Source organism: Streptomyces physcomitrii (genome assembly GCF_012273655.1).
Lineage (GTDB): Bacteria > Actinomycetota > Actinomycetes > Streptomycetales > Streptomycetaceae > Streptomyces > Streptomyces physcomitrii.
On record NZ_JAAWWP010000002.1, the window covers coordinates 416644 to 436415 of the forward strand.

General features: G+C 74.7%; 20 protein-coding genes and 2 pseudogenes. 8 read left to right on the forward strand and 14 right to left on the reverse strand.

Annotated elements, in window-relative coordinates:
* Positions 1-12: 12 nt before the first annotated feature.
* A pseudogene (locus tag HFV08_RS32065) lies at positions 13-333 on the forward strand (WhiB family transcriptional regulator); the annotation flags it as partial.
* 171 nt (positions 334-504) lie between these two features.
* Here the strand turns inward: HFV08_RS32065 and HFV08_RS04955 are convergent.
* Positions 505-1401: a LysR family transcriptional regulator gene (locus tag HFV08_RS04955; RefSeq protein WP_040252767.1), complete on the reverse strand. Its 897-nt coding sequence runs from the start codon at positions 1399-1401 to the stop codon at positions 505-507.
* 80 nt (positions 1402-1481) lie between these two features.
* Between HFV08_RS04955 and HFV08_RS04960 the strand changes: the two genes are divergently transcribed.
* From HFV08_RS04960 to HFV08_RS04970, 3 genes are all read left to right on the forward strand, one after another.
* Positions 1482-2162 (forward strand): MOSC domain-containing protein, encoded by a 681-nt coding sequence (locus HFV08_RS04960; RefSeq protein ID WP_168536232.1) that lies wholly within the window; start codon positions 1482-1484, stop codon positions 2160-2162.
* An 84-nt stretch (positions 2163-2246) separates the two neighbouring features.
* Entirely contained in the window at positions 2247-3023 is a 777-nt protein-coding gene (locus HFV08_RS04965; RefSeq protein WP_168536234.1) for an SDR family NAD(P)-dependent oxidoreductase, read from the forward strand.
* A gap of 128 nt (positions 3024-3151) precedes the next feature.
* Positions 3152-4414 carry a glycoside hydrolase family 27 protein gene (locus tag HFV08_RS04970; RefSeq protein WP_168536236.1) on the forward strand — a complete coding sequence of 421 codons (1263 nt, stop codon included), beginning with the start codon at positions 3152-3154 and terminating at the stop codon, positions 4412-4414.
* Positions 4415-4602: 188 nt separating this feature from the next.
* On the opposite strand, the gene HFV08_RS04975 is transcribed toward HFV08_RS04970, so the two are convergent.
* The 4 genes from HFV08_RS04975 to HFV08_RS04990 form a co-directional block, all read right to left on the reverse strand.
* On the reverse strand, positions 4603-5145 hold the full coding sequence (locus HFV08_RS04975; RefSeq protein ID WP_168536238.1) for a DUF1990 domain-containing protein: 543 nt from the start codon (positions 5143-5145) through the stop codon (positions 4603-4605).
* A 304-nt stretch (positions 5146-5449) separates the two neighbouring features.
* On the reverse strand, positions 5450-7072 hold the full coding sequence (gene groL / locus HFV08_RS04980; RefSeq protein WP_168536240.1) for a chaperonin GroEL: 1623 nt from the start codon (positions 7070-7072) through the stop codon (positions 5450-5452).
* Between the two features lie 113 nt (positions 7073-7185).
* Positions 7186-7494 carry a co-chaperone GroES gene (groES, locus tag HFV08_RS04985; RefSeq protein WP_040252755.1) on the reverse strand — a complete coding sequence of 103 codons (309 nt, stop codon included), beginning with the start codon at positions 7492-7494 and terminating at the stop codon, positions 7186-7188.
* Positions 7495-7799: 305 nt separating this feature from the next.
* Positions 7800-8771 carry a polysaccharide deacetylase family protein gene (locus HFV08_RS04990; RefSeq protein WP_168536571.1) on the reverse strand — a complete coding sequence of 324 codons (972 nt, stop codon included), beginning with the start codon at positions 8769-8771 and terminating at the stop codon, positions 7800-7802.
* A gap of 90 nt (positions 8772-8861) precedes the next feature.
* Between HFV08_RS04990 and HFV08_RS32695 the strand changes: the two are divergent.
* Together HFV08_RS32695 and HFV08_RS04995 are read left to right on the forward strand one after the other, a co-directional pair.
* Positions 8862-9068 (forward strand): annotated as a pseudogene (locus HFV08_RS32695) (DUF8688 domain-containing protein); the annotation flags it as partial.
* A gap of 45 nt (positions 9069-9113) precedes the next feature.
* Positions 9114-10127, forward strand: a complete 1014-nt coding sequence (locus HFV08_RS04995; protein ID WP_512700955.1) for a class I SAM-dependent methyltransferase — start codon at positions 9114-9116, stop codon at positions 10125-10127.
* 7 nt (positions 10128-10134) lie between these two features.
* On the opposite strand, the gene HFV08_RS05000 is transcribed toward HFV08_RS04995, so the two are convergent.
* Both HFV08_RS05000 and HFV08_RS05005 read right to left on the reverse strand, forming a co-directional pair.
* Complete coding sequence (locus tag HFV08_RS05000) at positions 10135-11457, reverse strand: RNA polymerase sigma factor (protein ID WP_168536242.1); 1323 nt, start codon at positions 11455-11457, stop codon at positions 10135-10137.
* Positions 11458-11582: 125 nt separating this feature from the next.
* The gene (locus HFV08_RS05005; protein WP_168536244.1) at positions 11583-11936 is read right to left on the reverse strand and encodes a YciI family protein; all 354 of its coding nucleotides are present in this window, start codon (positions 11934-11936) and stop codon (positions 11583-11585) included.
* A gap of 589 nt (positions 11937-12525) precedes the next feature.
* On the opposite strand from HFV08_RS05005, the gene HFV08_RS05010 reads away from it, so the two are divergent.
* Positions 12526-13527, forward strand: coding sequence for an alpha/beta hydrolase family protein (locus HFV08_RS05010; protein ID WP_168536246.1), 1002 nt, complete (start codon positions 12526-12528; stop codon positions 13525-13527).
* A 137-nt stretch (positions 13528-13664) separates the two neighbouring features.
* Here the strand turns inward: HFV08_RS05010 and HFV08_RS05015 are convergent, their stop codons facing one another.
* From HFV08_RS05015 to tsaB, 4 genes are all read right to left on the reverse strand, one after another.
* Complete coding sequence (locus tag HFV08_RS05015) at positions 13665-13934, reverse strand: hypothetical protein (RefSeq protein ID WP_168536248.1); 270 nt, start codon at positions 13932-13934, stop codon at positions 13665-13667.
* 32 nt (positions 13935-13966) lie between these two features.
* The gene (gene tsaD / locus HFV08_RS05020) at positions 13967-15172 is read right to left on the reverse strand and encodes a tRNA (adenosine(37)-N6)-threonylcarbamoyltransferase complex transferase subunit TsaD (protein ID WP_168536250.1); all 1206 of its coding nucleotides are present in this window, start codon (positions 15170-15172) and stop codon (positions 13967-13969) included.
* Positions 15165-15674: a ribosomal protein S18-alanine N-acetyltransferase gene (gene rimI, locus HFV08_RS05025; RefSeq protein WP_168536573.1), complete on the reverse strand. Its 510-nt coding sequence runs from the start codon at positions 15672-15674 to the stop codon at positions 15165-15167. Before rimI ends, tsaD begins: the two co-directional genes overlap by 8 nt.
* A gap of 62 nt (positions 15675-15736) precedes the next feature.
* Entirely contained in the window at positions 15737-16390 is a 654-nt protein-coding gene (gene tsaB / locus HFV08_RS05030; protein WP_168536252.1) for a tRNA (adenosine(37)-N6)-threonylcarbamoyltransferase complex dimerization subunit type 1 TsaB, read from the reverse strand.
* A 162-nt stretch (positions 16391-16552) separates the two neighbouring features.
* On the opposite strand from tsaB, the gene HFV08_RS05035 reads away from it, so the two are divergent.
* On the forward strand, positions 16553-17104 hold the full coding sequence (locus tag HFV08_RS05035) for a hypothetical protein (RefSeq protein ID WP_078845473.1): 552 nt from the start codon (positions 16553-16555) through the stop codon (positions 17102-17104).
* Positions 17105-17376: 272 nt separating this feature from the next.
* On the opposite strand, the gene HFV08_RS05040 is transcribed toward HFV08_RS05035, so the two are convergent.
* The 3 genes from HFV08_RS05040 to HFV08_RS05050 all read right to left on the reverse strand — a co-directional run bounded on the left by HFV08_RS05040 (position 17377) and on the right by HFV08_RS05050 (position 19693).
* Positions 17377-17592, reverse strand: a complete 216-nt coding sequence (locus HFV08_RS05040) for a hypothetical protein (protein ID WP_168536254.1) — start codon at positions 17590-17592, stop codon at positions 17377-17379.
* A 351-nt stretch (positions 17593-17943) separates the two neighbouring features.
* Positions 17944-18507 carry a tRNA (adenosine(37)-N6)-threonylcarbamoyltransferase complex ATPase subunit type 1 TsaE gene (gene tsaE, locus HFV08_RS05045; protein WP_168536256.1) on the reverse strand — a complete coding sequence of 188 codons (564 nt, stop codon included), beginning with the start codon at positions 18505-18507 and terminating at the stop codon, positions 17944-17946.
* Entirely contained in the window at positions 18464-19693 is a 1230-nt protein-coding gene (locus tag HFV08_RS05050) for an alpha/beta fold hydrolase (RefSeq protein WP_168536258.1), read from the reverse strand. The genes tsaE and HFV08_RS05050 overlap by 44 nt, the downstream gene beginning before the upstream one ends.
* Positions 19694-19772 lie beyond the last annotated feature (79 nt).

A 19772-nucleotide genomic window follows, 5' to 3' on the forward strand; every position in this document is an offset into this window, starting at 1 on the left:
AGGGGACACGCAATGGCAGACTTCTCCCGCCTTCCCGGACCGAACGCCGATCTGTGGGACTGGCAGCTCCTCGCGGCCTGCCGCGGGGTGGACAGTTCGCTCTTCTTCCACCCGGAGGGCGAACGGGGCGCGGCGCGCAGCGCGCGCGAGAACTCGGCCAAAGAGGTCTGCATGCGGTGCCCGGTGCGCGCCGAGTGCGCGGCCCACGCGCTGGCCGTACGCGAGCCGTACGGCGTCTGGGGCGGACTGACCGAGGACGAGCGCGAGGAGCTGATGGGCCGGGCCCGCAGCCGCCTGGTGCACACCGGAGCGCCCGCGATGAACACCGCGAACGCCGGGCACGCCGGGCACGCCGGGCACGCCGGGCACGCCGGGCACGCCGGGCACGCCGGAAACACAGAACACGCCGCGAACACCGCCGGCCCCGCCTCCATGACCAGCCGCTGAGTGGCCGCCCGCCCACGAAGGAACGTTTTTCCACAGGAGCGCTCCGCCCCGTCCCCCTCAGCGCCCGGCGACCCGCGCCAGATGCTCCAGGGTCGCCGCCACCGCGGGGACCTGGGCCAGATCCGGCAGGGTCAGCGCGACGACCTCCCGGTGCACCGGCGGTTCGAGCCGCACCGTGCGCGCCCGCCGGGGGCGCACCGACTCCAGGGCGAGCCCCGGCAGCACCGCCACCCCGAGCCCGGCCGCGACCAGGCCGACCACCGCCGGATAGTCGTCGGTGGCGAAGTCGATCCGCGGGGTGAAGCCCGCGCCCGCGCAGACCTCGACGAGCTGGGTGCGGCAGCGGGGGCAGCCCGCGATCCAGGACTCCCCGGCGAGTTCACCGATGCCGAGCCGGGCGGCGCCCGCGAGCCGGTGCCCCTCCGGTACCAGGCCGACGAGCCGGTCGGCGAGCAGCGGACGTACCACCAGGTCGTCCCACTCCCCCGCGCCGGCCGCGCCGGAGTAGCGGAAGGCGAGGGCCACGTCGCAGTCGCCCGCGCGCAGCATCTCCACCGAGCGCGGCGGCTCGGCCTCCTCCAGGAAGACCCGGGTGCCCGGGTGCGCGGCGCGCAGCGCGGCGAGCGCGGCCGGGACCAGGGTGGAGCTGCCGCTCGGGAAGGACACCAGGCGCACCCGGCCCGCGCGCAGACCGGCGAGCGCGGCGACCTCCTCCTCGGCCGCGGTGAGCCCGGCCAGGATCCCGGCGGCGTGCCGGACCAGCGCCTCGCCCGCCTCGGTCAGCCGCATCTCCCGCCCGGACCGTACGAGCAGCGGGGTGCCCACGGAGGACTCCAGGGCCTTCATCTGCTGGCTGACCGCCGGCTGGGTGCAGCCGAGCACCCGGGCCGCCGCGGAGAAGGAGCCGGTGGCGGCGACCTGGCGCAGCACGCGGAGGTGGCGGGCTTCGATCACCCGGCCAGCATAAGGCCGCCTTTTGACGTGCACCCGAAAGGCCGTGGACGCTTTGGGGCGCAGGTGATTAGCGTGCGGACATGAAGGTTCTCTCGGTGAACATCGCCCAGCCGAAGTCCGTCGACTACACCACCCAGGCCCAGGGGCTCACCGGGATCGACAAGCGCCCGGTCGAGGGCCCGGTACGGGTGAGCGCGCCCGGCCCGATGGGGAGCGCGGGCAGCGGCCTCGCCGGGGACGCGGTCTGCGAGCGGCGCTTCCACGGCGGGCACGACCAGGCCGTGTACGCCTACGCCCGCGAGGACCTCGACGCCTGGGAGCAGCTGCTCGGGCGCCCGCTCACGCACGGCAGCTTCGGCGAGAACCTCACCACCCTCGGCCTCGACCCCACCGCCACCCTGATCGGCGAGCGCTGGCGGGTCGGCGGACAGGTGCTCCTGGAGGCGAGCGCCAGCCGCATCCCCTGCCGTACGTTCGCGGGCTGGCTCGGTGAGCGCGGCTGGATGAAGACCTTCACCGCGCGGGCCGTGCCCGGTGCCTACTTCCGGGTGATCGAACCCGGCGAGATCCGCCCCGGCGACGCGGTGGAGGTGGTGCACCGGCCCGCCCACACGGTCACCGTCGGCCTGGAGTTCCGCGCCCTGACCACCGAACGCGCCCTGCTGCCGCGGCTGCTGGCCGCCGAGGAGGTGCTGCACCCGAAGGCCCGGGAGGCGGCCCGCAAGTACGTGGCCGGGCAAGGGAGTTCGCGGGCGGAGTGAGCGGGAGCGCGCGAGGCCCTCGGCCGGGGGCGCGCGTCCGGGCCCGCGGATCACCAGGGCCGGGCAGGGCCTAACCTTGCGGCCATGACCAGAGCTCTGATCACGGGATCCACCGCGGGCATCGGCGCCGCCTTCGCCCGCCGTCTCGCCGCGGACGGGCACGACCTCGTCCTGGTCGCGCGCGACACCGAGCGGCTGCGCGAGCAGGCCACCGAGCTGCACGACCGGCACGGCATCGAGGCCGAGGTGCTCACCGCCGACCTCGCGGGCGAGCAGGGCATCACCGCGGTCGAACGGCGCCTCGGCGACACCCGGAGCCCGGTCGACCTGCTGGTCAACAACGCAGGGTTCGGCAACAAGGGCGCCTATCTGGACGTGCCGGTCGCGGACGAGCTGACCATGCTGAAGGTGCACTGCGAGGCGGTGCTCCGGCTGACCAGCGCGGCCGCCGCCGCGATGCGCGAGCGCGGGCGCGGCGGGGTGGTCAACGTCGCCTCGGTCGCCGCCTTCGTGCCGCGCGGGACCTACGGCGCCTCCAAGGCCTGGGTCGTGCAGTTCACCCAGGGCGCCGCCCGCGATCTGGCCGGCAGCGGGGTGCGCCTGATGGCGCTGTGCCCCGGCTTCGTCCGCACCGAGTTCCACGAGCGCGCCGGGATGGGCACCGAGAGCATCCCCCGGTGGATGTGGCTGGACGCCGACAAGCTGGTCGCCGCGGCCCTCGCCGACCTCGCCCGCGGCCGGACCCTCTCGGTGCCGGACCCGCGCTACAAGGCCCTGCTCGGTGTGGTGAAGCTCGCCCCGCGCGCGCTGCTCGGCGGGGTGTCCTCGCGGGCCGGGCGCAAGTACGGCCCGCGACACTGACACCGGCCCGCCGCCCGGCCCGGGGGCGGTAAGTCCAAGTGCGCGGGCGTACTTCTCCATGGCCACCGCCACCCGGGGCGGGGAGTGTGGGGCCCCTCCCGTCCCCTCAGCGAGAGGCTCCCCGCCCCATGAAGACCGCTCTCGTACGCGCCGCCGTGGCCGGCGGCCTGCTGTGCATGACCGCCTCCCTGCTGCTCGCCCCGGGGTCCGCGGCCGCCGGTGCCGGCCCGGGGCGGGACCCCGGCGAGGGCTCGTACAACGGGCTGGCGCTCACCCCGCCGATGGGCTGGAACAGCTGGAACAAGCTGCGGTGCGGGGTGGACGAGGAGGATGTGCGCGGCATCGCCGACGCGATCGTCGCCAAGGGGCTGGACGAGCTGGGCTACCGGCACGTCACCGTCGACGACTGCTGGATGGCGAACTCCCGTGACGCGCACGGCGATCTCACCGCCGACCCGGAGCGCTTCCCCTCCGGGATGAAGGCGCTGGGCGACTATCTGCACGCCCGCGGGCTGAAGTTCGGCCTGTACGGGTCCCCGACCCAGGGCACCTGCCAGAAGCGGCCCGGCAGTTACGGCCACGAGCGCCAGGACGCCCGGCGGTTCGCCGACTGGGGCGTGGACTACCTCAAGTACGACTGGTGCCAGACCTCGCCGGAGGAATCCCCGGACATGTGGGCCGACTTCCCCGGCCACACCCAGAAGCAGCTGGCCCGGGTGCTCTTCCCGCGGATGGCGAAGGCGCTGCAGGAGACCGGGCGCCCGATCGTCTACAGCCTCTCCGCCTGCTGCGAGGACCTCGGCTTTCCCGAGTGGGGGCGCTCCACCGCGAACCTGTGGCGCACCTCGACCGACATCTCCGACACCTGGGAGAGCATGCTCGCCAACTTCGAGGCGGCCGCGGCCTTCCCCGAGGCGGCGGGCCCCGGCGGCTGGAACGACCCCGACATGCTGGAGATCGGCAACGGCGGCATGACGGACACCGAGTACCGCTCCCATCTGAGCCTGTGGGCGATGCTCGCCGCGCCGCTGATCGCGGGCAACGACCTGCGCACCATGTCCGAGGAGACCCGGCGGATCCTCACCAACCGCCGGGTCCTCGCGGTGGACCAGGACGAGCGGGGCGAGCAGGCCGCCGTGGTCACCCGCGAGAACGGGCGCTGGGTGCTGAGCAGGCGACTGGCCGACGGCAGCCGGGCGGTGGCCCTCTTCAACGCCACCGGGAAGGAGCGGCGCCTCGCCACCACCGCGGAGGCGGCGGGCCTGCCCGGCTCCCGGCACGGCTACCGGGTCCGCGACCTGTGGAGCGGCCGCGCGAGCCACACCGCAGGCGAACTGTCGGCCACCGTCCCGGCGCACGGCACGGTGCTGCTGCGGGTGGCGCGGCGGTAGCAGCCCGGCCGGGCGGGCCGCTCCCGTACCGGCGGGGGTCCGCTTCCATACGGCCGGGCTGCTCGCCCCCGTACCGGCGGGGGCCCGCCTCCGTACGGCCGGGCGGCCCGCCCTCGTACCGGCGCCGGGGAAGGCTGACAGGGGTCGCCCTCCCCGGCGCCCTCGACTGCCGTGCCGGGTACGGCGGTTCAGGTTGCGGACGGCCGCGCGCCCGCTGCCGCGAGGCGGGCCAGGACCCGTCCGCAGCGGCGTCCGTAGGCGCGCTGGAAGAGGGGGACCAGCGGCCCGGCGAGACGGGTGTACCAGCGGTCCGGCCTGCTGAAGGCGGTGACGGTGAGCAGGACCGCGCCGCCGGGCGCCAGCTCCACCAGGAAGGCCTCCTCGCCGCGCTCGGGGTGGCCGGGCAGGGTCCCGTACGCGAATCCGGCCCGCCGGGGACCGCGCAGTGCCCAGACCACCCGGCAGCGTCCGGCCACCGGCCCGATCCGCACGGCCACTTCGGCACCCGGCACCGCGCGCTCGGCGTCCGGGGTGATCCCGATGCCGAGGCCCCGGTGCATCCGCCAGTCCAGGAGCGCCTCCGCGGCGGCCTCGAAGACCGCCTCGCCCAGGCCGAGCGGGGTGCGCACCCGCAGGTGGTGGTAGCCGCCGGGGAGCGGTCCGTGCTGGGTCGCGCCGACCTCGGGATAGGTGAGCGGCACGGGCGCCGCCGCGGGCGTGGGATCGGCCATGACGGCATTCTCGTACGAGGCGGTCGGCAGGCGGCGGACGGCAGGCGGCAGGCGGCAGGCGGCAGGCGGCAGGCGGCAGGAGCTGACCGGGAGCGTGCGCGGGCGGGTCCGCGGGCGGGTCCGCGGGCCGGGTGCGGACGGGCGGCGGGCACGGGTGCGCGGGCGGAGGTCCACGGGCGGGGTCTGCGGACTGCGTTCCCGCGGGGGCGCACGCACCGCGGCCCGGCACCCCCGTGGGGATGCCGGGCCGCTGTCCGGCCGGGCCGCGCGGACTCAGCCGGGATGCTTCAGGCGAGGCCGGGCCTCAGTGCGAGTGGCCGTGGCCGTGGCCGTCGTCGGCCTCCTCCTCGGCCGGCTTCTCGACGACCAGGGTCTCGGTCGTGAGCAGCAGGGAGGCGATGGAGGCGGCGTTCTCCAGGGCGGAGCGGGTGACCTTGACCGGGTCGATGACACCGGCCTTGACCAGGTCGCCGTACTCGCCGGTGGCGGCGTTGTAGCCGTTGCCCTTCTCCAGCTCGGCCACCTTGGAGACGATGACGTAGCCCTCGAGACCGGCGTTCTCGGCGATCCAGCGCAGCGGCTCGACCGCGGCGCGGCGGACCACGGCGACACCGGTGGCCTCGTCGTCGCTCTTGCCGAGGCCGCCGTCCAGGACCTTGGCGGCGTGCACCAGGGCGGAGCCACCACCGGAGACGATGCCCTCCTCGACCGCGGCGCGGGTCGCGGAGATGGCGTCCTCCAGACGGTGCTTCTTCTCCTTCAGCTCCACCTCGGTGGCGGCGCCGACCTTGATCACGCAGACGCCGCCGGCCAGCTTCGCGAGGCGCTCCTGGAGCTTCTCGCGGTCCCAGTCGGAGTCCGTGGCCTCGATCTCGGCCTTGATCTGCGCGACGCGGCCGGTGACGTCCTCGGTCTTGCCGCCGCCGTCCACCAGCGTGGTGTCGTCCTTGGTGACCGTGACGCGGCGGGCGGTGCCGAGCACGTCCAGGCCGACCTGGTCGAGCTTGAGGCCGACCTCCTCGGCGATGACGGTGCCGCCGGTGAGGGTGGCGATGTCGCCGAGCATGGCCTTGCGGCGGTCACCGAAGCCGGGGGCCTTCACCGCGACGGCGTTGAAGGTGCCGCGGATCTTGTTGACCACCAGGGTCGACAGGGCCTCGCCCTCGACGTCCTCGGCGATGATCAGCAGCGGCTTGGAGGAGTTGGTCTGGATGACCTTCTCCAGGAGCGGCAGCAGGTCCTGGATGGACGAGATCTTGCCCTGGTGGATCAGGATGTACGGGTCGTCGAGGACGGCCTCCATACGCTCCTGGTCGGTGACGAAGTACGGGGACAGGTAGCCCTTGTCGAAGGCCATGCCCTCGGTGAAGTCCAGCTCCAGACCGAAGGTGTTGGACTCCTCGACGGTGATGACACCGTCCTTGCCGACCTTGTCCATCGCCTCGGCGATGAGCTCGCCGACCTGCGGGTCCTGGGCGGACAGACCGGCGACGGCGGCGATGTCGGACTTCTCGTCGATCGGGCGCGCGGTGGCGAGCAGCTCGTCCGAGACGGCCTTGACGGCGGCGTCGATGCCCTTCTTCAGGGCGGCCGGGGAGGCACCGGCGGCGACATTGCGCAGGCCCTCCTTGACCAGGGCCTGGGCGAGCACGGTCGCGGTGGTGGTGCCGTCACCCGCGATGTCGTTGGTCTTGGTCGCCACCTCCTTGACGAGCTGGGCGCCGAGGTTCTCGTACGGGTCCTCGACCTCGACCTCACGGGCGATGGTGACGCCGTCGTTGGTGATGGTCGGGGCGCCGAACTTCTTGTCGATGACGACATTGCGGCCGCGGGGGCCGATGGTCACCTTCACGGTGTCGGCAAGCTTGTTGACGCCGCGCTCGAGGGCGCGACGGGCGTCCTCGTCGAACTTCAGGATCTTCGCCATGGAGCGGTTTCATTCCTCTCAAACGAACTGCGCCCCGGGCGCCCGGCAGGCTGTGAGTGAACGCAGCGATTCGCGGGGGCCAGGGGCGCAGATCATCAGCAAAATACGGTGAATTACTTCTCGATGACCGCGAGCACGTCGCGGGACGAGAGGACGAGGTAGTCCTCGCCGTTGTACTTCACCTCGGTGCCGCCGTACTTGCTGTACAGGACGACGTCACCGACCTGAACGTCGAGCGGCAGGCGCTCGCCGTTCTCGAAACGGCCCGGGCCCACGGCCAGGATGACGCCCTCCTGGGGCTTCTCCTTGGCAGTGTCCGGGATGACCAGGCCGGAGGCCGTGGTCTGCTCGGCGTCGAGCGGCTGGACCACAATGCGGTCCTCAAGCGGCTTGATGGCAACCTTGGTGCTGGCGGTCGTCACGATCCGACCTCCCCCTTCGGAGATCTCACGGGGTCAACTGATCTGAGGTGGCGACCGGGTGGATCCGTCGTCGCGGGTGCCGGACCTGCCCGTCGCTTCTGGCACTCTCCAGTGGGGAGTGCCAAGGGCGACACTATGACTGCGATTAGCACTCGGTCAAGCGGAGTGCCAATGAGGCGGCGGCGCGTTGCCCGTGTTCCCTCTTCCGAGGTCGCCCGGAGGCCCCTGCGGGGCGCGCGATCCGGCCCGTACGCCCCCACCGGAACCCGTACGGCGAGCGGGGACGCGCGGCCGGTCCCCGCCGCTCAGAGGTAGTCCTCCAGGCGCGCCACCGCGAAGCCCTGGGCCGTCACCGCCCGCAGGAAGGCGCGGACCATGTCCTGCATGGTGCCCTGCCACTCGCCCCGCCCGCTGAAGTGGGTCAGCACGATGTCCCCGGCGTGCAGCTTGCGGTCGAGCTCACGGTAGTCCCAGCGGTCCAGGGCGATCTCCTCGTTCCACAGCGGAACGGCCTCGATGCCGCAGGACCGGGCGGCGAGCAGGGTGTCCCGGTTGTAGTTGCCGTAGGGCGGGCGCAGCAGCGTGGGCCGGTGCCCGTACTCCCGCTCCATCACCTCCTGCATCCCGCAGATCTCCCGCCGCTGCTGCGCGTAGCCGAGCTTCGGCAGGTAGGGGTGGCTCAGGGTGTGGTTGTGCAGCGTGGCGCCGCTCGCGCGCAGGCGGCGGAAGTAGGCGTAGTCGTCCTTGACCAGGTAGTCGGTGAGGAAGGCGGTGTAGGGGATCTTCAGGTCGGCCATCATGCGCGGGAGGGCCGGGTCCTTGTCGTAGCCGTCGTCGATGGTCAGGAAGACGACCTTGTCCCGGGTGGGCACCCGGGTCAGCACCGGCGGCAGACCCCGCTGACCGCCGCGCACCTCGAAGCCCCGGCGGGTGTGCAGCGCCGGTTTGCGGGCGGGCGGCGGCGGTGCCGGCAGCGGGGCCGCGAGCAGCCGCCAGCGGGTGGCGGCGGCGAGCCGGGCGGCGCGCGCCCCGGCCTGCTCGGCGGGGGCGGCGAGGGCGCGGGCGCGGGGGGCCTCGGCGGGCGCCTCCAGGGGACGCAGTCCGCCCGCCGCCGCGCCGGGTGCGCCGGGGGCGCCGGGTGCGCCCGCCGGGGAGCCGGAGCCGCGCTCCACGCACCCGACGGCGACGGCCGACATCGAGAAGGCGAGCACGGCGGCGAGGCCGTGCACCAGTTTCCGCCTTCCGGCCCATTGGGCATTTTGTCGTACTAGACGCATGGCGCCGCATCCTGCCAAGGCACCGCCCGCGCCGGGCACCGACACCACCGCCGCGCCCGCCCGGTCCACCGACTGGCCCACAATGGCCCGGTGAACGACCGCAACGCCCCGGCCCCTGCCGCCCCCGAGGACCCCGGCCCGCTCGCCGCCTTCGCCGCCCTGCTCACCCCGGAGGGCCGCGAGCTGCTCGGCCTCGTCGCCGGGACCGCCCCGGGCGAGGAGCTGGCCCTCGCGACCCGGCTGCGCCGGGCGCACCCGGCGGCGCTGGTCTCCGCCGCGCTCGGCCAGGAGCGGCTGCGGGCCCGGGCGGTCGCCAAGTTCGGCGCCGGGGACGCGGCGCGGATGTTCTTCACCGCGCACGGCCTCGAGCAGTCGACCCGCACCTCGGTGGCCGCCCACCGCGCCGCCCGGCTGGCCTCGCTGGGCGTGCGCAGCGTCGCCGACCTGTGCTGCGGGATCGGCGGGGACGCGCTCGCCCTCGCCCGCGCCGGGATCCGGGTGCTCGCCGTCGACCGGTCCCCGCTCACCTGCGCCGTCGCCCGCGCCAACGCGGCGGCCCTCGGCCTGGCGGACCTCGTCGAGGTGCGCGAGGCCGAGGTCACCGAGGTGGACACCCGCGGATACGGGGCCGTCTTCGTCGACCCCGCGCGCCGGGCCCCCGCCGGACGCGGCGGCCGGGGCGGCGGCAACGTCCGCGTCTTCGACCCCGAGGCCTACTCGCCCCCGCTCTCCTGGGCCGTCGGCGCCGCCCGCACCGCCCCGTACGCCGCGCTGAAGATCGCGCCCGGCATCCCGCACGAGGCGATCCCGGAGGACGTCGAGACCGAGTGGGTCTCCGAGCGCGGGGACGTGAAGGAGGCGGTGCTGTGGTTCGGCACCGGGCGGCCGGCCTCCCGGCGGGCCACCCTGCTGCCCTCCGGCGCCGCCCTCGCCGTCCCGCTCGACCGGATGCTCCCCGACCCGGAGGTCCGCCCGGTCGGCCGCTACCTCTACGAGCCGGACGGCGCCGTCATCCGCGCCCATCTGGTGGCCGAGGTCGCCCGGCAGGTCGGCGGCGGCCTCCTGGACGCCACCATCGCGTACGTCACCGCGGACGAGCCGCACCCCACCCCGTACGCCACCGCCTATGAGATCACCGACCAACTGCCCTTCAACGTGAAGAAGTTGAAGGCGCTGCTCCGGGAGCGCGGGGTGGGCAACCTGACCGTGAAGAAGCGCGGATCGGCGGTGGAACCCGAGGAGTTGCGGCGCAAGGTGAAGCCCGAGGGGCCGCGGGCGGCGACGGTCTTCCTCACCCGGGTCGCGGGCGCGCCGACCATGCTGATCGGGGCGCCGGCCGGCTTCGAGCAGAACTGACGGTACGTCACTTTCCGTCTGGGTACGCCGAGTCGGGGCCGGACTCCGCCGCGCGGCGCAGCAGCAGGGCACGTTCGCGGGCGTTGCGGGTGAGTGCGGCCGCGCGGCGGAACTCCGCGGCCGCCTCGGGGCCGCGGCCGAGGCGGGCGAGCAGGTCGCCGCGGACGCTGGGCAGCAAGTGGTAGCCGTCCAGGGCGCCTTGGGCGGCCAGGGCGTCGACGAGGGCGAGGCCCCGCTCGGGCCCCTCGGCCATCCCGAGGGCGACGGCGCGGTTGAGTTCGACCACCGGGGAGGGCGCCTGCCTGGCCAACAGGCCGTAAAGGGTGGCGATCCGCGCCCAGTCGGTGTCCTCGTAGCGGTGGGCGCCCGCGTGCGAGGCGGCGATCGCGGCCTGGAGCACATACGGTCCGTGCGGGGCGCCCCGGGCCGCCTCCTCGGCGCGGCCGAGGGCGGTGAAGCCGCGGGCGATCAGCAGCCGGTTCCAGCGGGCCCGGTTCTGGTCGCGGAGCAGCACCGGGTACCCGTCCGGTCCGGTGCGGGCGGCGAGCCGGGAGGCCTGGAGCTCCAACAGGGCGGCGAGGCCGTGCACTTCGGGCTCCCGCGGCATCAGGCCCGCGAGCACCCGGGCCAGCCGCAGCGCCTCCTCGCAGAGCGCCGGGCGCACCAGGTCCTCGCCCTCGGTGGCCGCGTACCCCTCGTTGAAGATCAGGTAGACGACCTCCAGGACCGAGCCGAGCCGCGCCTGGCGGTCCTCGCCCACCGGCACCTCGAAGGGCACCTCCCGTTCCGCGAGGGTGCGCTTGGCGCGGACCAGGCGCTGGGCGACGGCGGACTCGGCGGCGAGGAAGGCGCGGGCGATCTCGGCGGTGCTCAGGCCGCCGAGCAGCCTCAGGGTCAGGGTGATCCGGGACCGCGGGGAGAGCACCGGGTGGCAGGAGACGAAGAGCAGCCGCAGCAGGTCGTCGTCGATGGCCTCGGCGTCCGGCACCGCGGCCGGGTCCTCGGCCGGGTCGCCCGCCGGGGGCGCCGTCTCCAGCTCGCGCCCGAGCACGGCGAGCTTGCGCGCGTAGCGCTCCCGGCGGCGGACCAGGTCGACCGCGCGGCGCCGGGCGGCGGTCATCAGCCAGGCCCCCGGCCGGTCCGGGATGCCCTCGCGGGGCCACTGCTCCAAGGCGGCGACCAGGGCGTCCTGGGCGAGTTCCTCGGCGGTGCCGATCTCGCGCACCAGCCGGGCGGTGGCGGCGATCAGGCGGGGCGACTCCATCCGGAAGACGGTCTCGACGACCCGGCGGACCTCCTCGGCGGCCGCCTCGCCCCGCGCTGCGCTCATCCGGCCATCAGACACCGGCCGGGCATCCGGCACCAGGGCCGGACGCCCGGTGTCGCCGGACGCCCGGCCGCGGCGGCGGTGCGCGGCGGCGCGGGCGGTGCCCACGGCGGGTACGGCGTGCGTGCTCACTCGGCGATCTGGCGGACCTCGCAGGTGACCGTCCAGTGGTCGTCGTGGACCCGCAGGAAGCGCTTGGACCATTCGACGGCCTCGGCCATGTCCTTGCACTGGGAGAGGGCGTAGCCGCCGATGACCTCCTTGGTCTCGGTGAACGGCCCGTCGGTGACCGAGATCCGGCCGCCCTCCCAGTGCACCCGCACGCCCTCCGCGGTGGGGGTGAGCCCCGCGGTGTCGAGCATCACCCCGGCCTTGGTGATCTCCTCCAGGAGCGCGTTCATGCGCTCCGTCATCTCCTCGCTCGGGCCCTCGGCGGGGGCGTTCTTCTCGTCGATGCGGACCAGCGACAGAAAGCGCGGCATGGTGTGCTCCCTCGGTACGGCGGCGGGCTCCGGGCCCTCCGCGGGGCGGGGCCGGTCCCCGTCCTCACCCCTGCGTCGACCGGGCCGGGCGGAAATCGACATCCGCCGCCGAACTTTTCCGGAGAATTTTTTCCGCGTCCCCGAGGACACCCCGGGCGCCCTCGGAAGGAGCACCCGAAGCCCCGGCGGGAGCCCGCGAAAAGAACCAAGGAAATCCTCAAGGAAGCGGCAATAAGTCTGACCATTTCCCGTGCGGAGAGCTTCGGCGGGGCCGTCTTTCCCGGCGGGGCGTGAGAGCGCTCACTACTGCCTTGCGCGGGGGATGATCTCCACCGACGATGTTCTGACCTCGTCCTCGACTTCCCTGTCCGCGGTGCCCCCTGGGCCGCGGCCGGGGATTTTCCGGCCCTGTCCGGAACCACCGGGCAAACGGTCCGCGGGATTGTCTGCCTACCGGTCCGTAACACCACGGGCCTTCCCGCCGTCATCGATAATCCCCTCGTATACGGGCGGCAATCGGGAATCGGCGCGCCCCGAACGGCAGTTGAAGGTACGGATGACCCAGCGAGCCCCATGGAGGGGACCGGCGATGAACGGCGTGCGGCACGAACTCCTCGGCGAGGCGCACCTCACGCTGCCCGAGGGCACGCCGAAGGCGGTCATCGTGCTCAACCCCGCGATGGGCGTGCCCGCCACGTACTACGCGCGTTTCAGCGCCCAGCTCGCCGGCCACGGGATCGCCGTGGTCGCCGCCGAACTGCGCGGGCAGGGCGCCAGCCGCCCCCGCTCCGGCCGCCGCACCCGGCACGGCTACCAGCAGCTGATCGCGCACGACGTCCCCGAGACCGTCGCCGCCGTCCGCGCCCACTTCGGCCCCGAACTCCCGCTCTACCTGCTCGGGCACAGCCTCGGCGGCCAGATATCCATGCTGTACGCGACCCGGGAGCACGCCCGCACCCATGTCGACGGCCTGGTCCTGGTCGCCTCCGGCACCGCGCACTTCCGCGCCTACCCGGGCCTGCGGCGGGCCGGGGTGCTGCTCTTCTCGCAGTCCGCCGCGACGCTGGCCTCGGTCTGGGGCTACTGGCCCGGGCACCGGCTCGGCTTCGGCGGCCGCCAGCCCGCGATGCTGATGCGCGACTGGGCCCGGCTCGCCCGCACCGGCCGCTTCAGCCCCGCCGACGCCGACGTCGACTACGAGGCGCTGCTGCGCGAGACCCGGCTGCCGGTGCTCGCGGTCTCGGTGGCGGGCGACACCCAGTACTCGCCGCGCAGCGCCGTGGACGGCCTGGTGCGCAAGCTGCCGCCGGGCGTCGCGACCCGGATGCACTGGCGGCCCTCCGACGGCTCCCGGCCCGGCCATCTGCGCTGGCCCCGCTCCGCCGACGAACTCGCCACCCGGATCGCCGAGTGGACCACCGAGCTGCGGGCCGCCCGCCCGCAGCGGACCCCGGCACCCCGGCAGGGCCCCACCGCCCCGCCGCCGACCCGGGTCAGGCCCGCACAGCTCCGGCCCGCGCAGCTCGGGCCCGCGCAGGCCGAGCTGCCCGGACCCGCGCGGACGCCGCGCACACCGGCCGCCGAGAGCTGAGGCCCCGGCCGCGCCGGACCGCGGCCACACAGATTCCCCGGGCGGGGACGGGGGTACCGCCCGGGGTTCCAGCTCCCCCTGCCGGACACCGCCGGCCGGTGTCCGGCTCCTCCGCCAGTCGGTGTCCGGCCCCTCCGCTAGTCGGTGTCCGGCTCCTCGCCGACCGCCTCGAACCGCCACCGGTGCACCGCCCGGGAGACCAAGGCGGCCTCCGGCTCGGGCAGTTCGGGCAGCTCGGCCTCGTAGGGGGCGTCCCACCAGGTGAGGACGAGGACGCGGTCGCCGGGGGCGCGGAAGGTCTCGCGGCGCGGCGGGCGCGGGCGCAGCTCCTGGGCGCGGGCCCAGCGCAGCAGCTCCTCGCCCCGCCCCTCGGCGGCGCGGGCCTCCCACATCAGGGTGACGGTCAACGGGCTCGGCCTCCTCGGCGCCGCCGGGCGGCTCAGGGGTACAGGTTGTCCTTGGCGAGTTCGTGCACGTGGTCGTGATCGTGGGAGTGGCCGTGCGGATGACCGTGGCCGTGCGGGTGGCCGTGCCCGTGCGCGCCGCCGCCCTCCGCCTCCGCCGTCCCGCCCGCCTCCGCGGTGTCCTTGCGCGCGCCCGGCACATGCGGCTCGGTGACCGGCAGCGAGGAGTCGGCGGGGAGTTCCCAGTCGGAGGCGGCGCGCCCGCGGGCGACCATCTCGGCGCCGAGGGCGGCGACCATCGCGCCGTTGTCCGTGCACAGCTTCGGCCGGGGCACCCGCAGCCGGATGCCGTACTTCTCGCAGCGCTCCTGGGCGAGCGCCCGCAGCCGCGAGTTGGCGGCGACCCCGCCGCCGATCATCAGATGGTCCACGCCCTCCTCCCGGCAGGCCCGCACCGCCTTCTGCGTCAGCACGTCGACCACGGCCTCCTGGAAGGACGCCGCCACATCCCGCACCGGCACCTCCTCCCCCGCCGCCCGCTTCGCCTCGATCCAGCGCGCCACCGCGGTCTTCAGCCCGGAGAAGGAGAAGTCGTACGGGGCGTCGCGCGGGCCGGTGAGCCCGCGGGGGAAGGCGATGGCGCCGGGGTCGCCCTCGCGGGCGTAGCGGTCGATGACCGGGCCGCCGGGGAAGCCGAGGTGCAGCACCCGGGCGATCTTGTCGAAGGCCTCGCCCGCGGCGTCGTCGATGGTGGCGCCGAGCGGCCGTACGTCGGAGGTGATGTCGGTGGAGAGCAGCAGCGAGGAGTGGCCGCCGGAGACGAGCAGGGCCATCGTCGGCTCCGGCAGCGCGCCGTGCTCCAGCTGGTCCACGCAGATGTGCGAGGCCAGGTGGTTCACGCCGTAGAGCGGCTTGCCGAGGGCGTAGGCGTAGGCCTTCGCCGCGGAGACGCCGACCAGGAGCGCGCCCGCGAGGCCCGGGCCCGCGGTGACCGCGATGCCGTCCAGATCGCTCGCGGCGACCCCGGCCTCCTTCAGGGCCCGCTGGATGGTGGGCACCATCGCCTCCAGGTGCGCCCGGGAGGCGACCTCGGGCACCACCCCGCCGAAGCGGGCGTGCTCGTCGACGCTGGAGGCGACGGCGTCGGCGAGCAGGGTGGTGCCGCGGACGACACCGACCCCGGTCTCGTCGCAGGAGGTCTCGATGCCGAGGACGAGCGGCTCGTCGCGTACGTCAGCCATGGAGTGATCCTTGTGAACCGGGTGCGGCGGGGGCTCCGGGGCCGCCTGCCGGAGGAGCGGGCGCCATGGTCAGGCGCATGACGAGGGCATCGACGTTCCCGGGCTGGTAGTAGCCGCGGCGGAAGCCGATGGGCGCGAAGCCGAAGCGTTCGTACAGGCGCTGGGCGCGGTGGTTGTCGACGCGGACTTCGAGGAGCACCTCGGTGCACTCGAAGCGGGTGGCCCAGCCGAGCAGGTCGGTGAGCAGCCGGGCGCCGAGCCCGGTGCCCCAGTGCTCGCGGTCGACCGCGATGGTCTGGACGTCGCCGAGGCCGCCGGAGGCGGCGAAGCCCGCGTACCCGGCGAGCCGGCCGTCCTCGGCCTCGGCGACCACATAGCGGCGGTTGGCGCCCGCGCCCCTGGCGTGCGCGAGCTCGGACCAGAACATGCCCCGGGACCAGGCGTCCTCGGGGAAGAGCACGCGCTCCAGGGCGAGCACCGGCTCGATGTCCCACCAGCGCATCTCCCGCAGCCGGGGGCCGTCCTCGGCCGCCGCGCTCCGCTGCGGTTCACCGGCTGCGGCGCTCACTTGGGGGTGACCACCTTGTAGTTCTTCGGCACCTGGGCGTCGGGGCGGCGCAGGTACAGCGGCCGCGGGGCGAGGAGTTCCGCACCCGCGGCGAGCCGCCGGGCCGCCACCGCGGCCAGCGCCGCGGCCGAGACGTGCTCGGGCCCGCGCGGGTCCGCGAAGACCTCCGGGTAGAGCAGGGCACCGGCGCCCACCGCGGGCAGGGCCGTGAGCTCGGCGGCGATCTCGGCCGGGCGGTCCACGGCGGGCTCCGAGGTACGGGTCGCGGCGTTCTCGTAGCGCGCCCAGTAGACCTCCTTGCGCCGGGCGTCGGTGGCCACCACGAAGGGCTCGTCGAGCCCCGCCTCGTGGGCGAGGCCGTCCAGGGTGCACAGCCCGTGCACCGGGACGCCGAGGGCGAGCCCGAAGGTGTCGGCGGTCATCAGGCCGACGCGCAGCCCGGTGTACGGGCCGGGTCCGACGCCGACGACGATGCCGGTGACCGCGGTGAGCGGGGCCTTGGCCTCCGCGAGCACCCGGTCCACGGCGGGCAGCAGCAGCTCCCCGTGGCGCCGGGCGTCCACCTGGCGGGAGGAGGCGACGACGTTCTCGCCGTCGTGCAGGGCGACCGTGACGGCCGGGGTGGCGGTATCAAGAGCGAGCAGGAGCACGCAAACAGCCTACGGCTCCGGCACCCGTGCCACGGCCCGGCAGCGGCGGACCGGCGCACGAGTGCCCGGCTGCTACCGTCGACCCCGGGGTCCCCTCGGTGCGGGATTCCGCCGAATGACCCGGCCGCAGGGCGCCGGGTACGGGGACGAGAGGCGGCAGTGGTGTCACGGAGCAGCTCGGGATTCGTGGCCGCGCTCACCGCGGCGGCGATGGCCGCGGTCGGCTTCCTCGCCTACCAGGCCTCGGCGAACGCGCCGGAGGACCTGGGCCGCGAGCCCGCCGCCAAGTCCCCGGGCGCCTCCGGTCCCGAGTCCCCCGCCAAGCCGAAGCCCGACCAGCTGCCCGCCCACTCCGGCACCGGCGAGCGGGTCGTCTACTCGCTGCGCGCCGACCGGGTCTGGCTGGTGGGCGAGGACAACCGGGCCCAGACCAGCTACCGGGTCACCCCGAGCAGCGTCGACCCGCTGCCCGGCAGCTACCGGGTGACCTCCCGCTCCGAGTCCGTGGTCGGCTCCGACGGCGTCCCCATCGAGCATGTGGTGCGCTTCGCGGTGACCGACGGCGTGGTGATCGGCTTCAGCGCGGCCGTGGACGGCTCGACCCCGAAGCCCGACCCGGACAAGCGCACCGGCGGCATCCGCCAGTCCCGCTCCGACGCGAACGTGATGTGGAAGTTCGCGGGCGAGGGCGGCAAGGTCGTCGTGGTGCGCTGAGGGCCCGGGGCGCGCTGAGGCGCACGGGACGCGGGAACGCGGGCCGGGCTCTGCGACTCGTGTAGGACGTGCCGGGTCGCGTACGCGCCCGATCGCACACGTTCCAGGTCGCGTACGCGCCCGATCGCGTACGTGCCGATGCGGGGGGGGGCGCCTGGCACTCCCCTCGCTCACGCGCCGAACTCGCCTGCGTGCCGAGTCACTTCGTGATGTCGCGCCCCCTCGCGTACGAGCCCGGGTGAGCCCCTACGCGCCCCGTGAGCCCGGAGGTCTCAGGCGGCCTTGCTGTCCTGGTGGCCGGTCGGCTCGGCGCGGTCGTCCCGCGGGTCCTCCGGCGTCTCGTGCGGCGGGGTGCGCGGCGGGGTGGAGACCGCGTCCGCGGCGACGCAGGACTGGAGCAGCTCGCTCATCGACAGGGCCGAGGGCACGGGCGGCTCGGCAACGGGCGCCTCGTGCTCCGGCCGCGCCTGGCGCTGGGATGCCGACATGGTGCCTCCTGAGCTTCCGGCGGCACGCGCAGTTAGGCATGCCTTACCGGTACTCCTTCCATGTCACCACGGACAGCGGCCCCGGCGCAACATTTTGCCGACGGCTTGTCGGGATGTTCATCCTCCCGGGACCAGACCCCCTCGGGTACGGGTGGCGGGCCGGCCCGGCCGGAGCGGGGGCGAGCCGAACGGACCGGAGCGCGGGGTCGAGCCGAACGGAAGGCAGCAGGCGCTGCGGGGGCACGAGTGGGGCGAACCGGTCGGCGGTCGGCCGTCGGCGATCAGCCGTCAGCCGTCGGCGATCAGCGGTCGGCTGTCTGCGGTCTGCGGTCTGCGGTCTGCGGTCTGCGATCAGTCGTCAGCGGGCGCCAGGGACGCGAGGGCTCCGGGTGCCGACCAGCGTGCGCCGAGGCCGCGCAGGGTGACCGTCCGGGTCTCGTCGTGCTCGCGGCCGTCGGCGGGGGCCTGGTCGCCCGTACTGCGCTCGATGGTGATCTCCAGCCGGTCCGCGGACAGCTCCTCGACCTTGCCCTCGCCCCACTCGACGACGATCACCGACTCGGGCAGCGAGACATCGAGGTCCAGGTCCTCCATCTCGTCGAGGCCGCCGCCGAGCCGGTAGGCGTCCACGTGCACCAGCGGCGGGCCCCCGCCGAGGGGCGGATGCACCCGGGCGATGACGAAGGTGGGCGAGGTGACGGCGCCGCGGACGCCCAGGCCCTCGCCGAGGCCGCGGGTCAGGGTGGTCTTGCCCGCGCCGAGTTCGCCGCTGAGCATCACCAGGTCGCCGGGGCGCAGCAGGCGCGCGAGGCCGCGGCCCAGGTCCTGCATGGCGCCCGGGGAGGTGAGGGTGCGGCGGACGGTCCTGCCGTCAGCCGCCGTGTTCGGCGCTGGGGCCGGTACTGCTCGATCCATAGTCGCCCACGTTAACGCCTGCCCGGACGGCCCCGGCCCGGACGAGCAGGTCCGCGAGGCGGTCGGTGACCAGTTCCGGGTGCTCCATCATCACCAGGTGCCCGGCGTCGGGGACGAGCACGAGTTCCGCCTCCGGCAGCAGCGCCGCGATGGCCTCGCTGTGCTCGCTGGGCGTGATCATGTCGTGGTCGCCCGCGAGGACCAGCACCGGCAGCCCGGTCAGACGGGCCAGCGCCTCCGCCTTGTCGTGCCCGGCGAAGGCCGGGTAGAACTCGGCGACCACGTCGATGGGCGTGGACTCGATCAGCCGCTCGGCGAACCGGGCGACGCCGGGGTCGACGTCCTTGGAGGCGAAAGAGTACCGCTTGATCAGCCCGGCGAAGAGGTCGGCGGTCGCCCGCCGCCCGCGCTCGACCAGCTCGGCGCGCTGCCCCATGACCCGCAGCACGCCCGGCAGCACCCGGCGCACCGCGTTGACGCCGAGGACCGGCAGCCCGTAGCTGACCTCGCTCATCTTTCCGGAGGAGGTGCCGACGAAGGCGACCGCCCGCACCCGCTCCCGGACGTACTCCGGGTAGTGCGCGGCCAGCGCCATCACCGTCATGCCGCCCATGGAGTGCCCGGCGAGCACCACCGGGCCCTTGGGCACGGCGGCGTCCAGGACAGCCTTGAGGTCCCGGCCGAGCTGGTCGATGGAGACCGGCTCGCGCCCCTCGGCCTGACTGACGCCGCGCCCGCTGCGGCCGTGGCTGCGCTGGTCCCAGTAGACGCAGCGGACCACTCCGCGCAGGGCGGCCCGCTGGAAGTGCCAGGAGTCCTGACTGAGGCAGTAGCCGTGGCTGAAGACGACGGTGACGGCCGGGGTGCGGCGGCCGAAGAGGCGTCTGCGGCGCTGGGCCGGGCCGCCGTCCCGGTCCGGCTCGTCGACCTCGTAGTACAGCTCGGTGCCGTCGTCGGCCACGGCGGTGCCCGGGGTGCCGCGCAGCGCACCGTAGGAACCCGCGGAGTCGAGGACGAGCCGGGCCTTCTTGCGCATGCCGCGGCCGACCGTGAGGCGCTCTATCGCGACCCCCGCCGCGGCACCCGCGGCGACCACGCCGATCGCGGCACCGGCGAGACCGGCCTTGCGCCAGGGCTCCCCACCGGCCGCGACCGCCGCCGCGGCCCGCACACTGCCCTCGCTCACGCCCACTCCTCTCCTCGCCGCTCGCGGCCACCGCGTGGTGCACCGGCGCTTCGCCGTGCCGTCCCGCGTACCCCGTCGC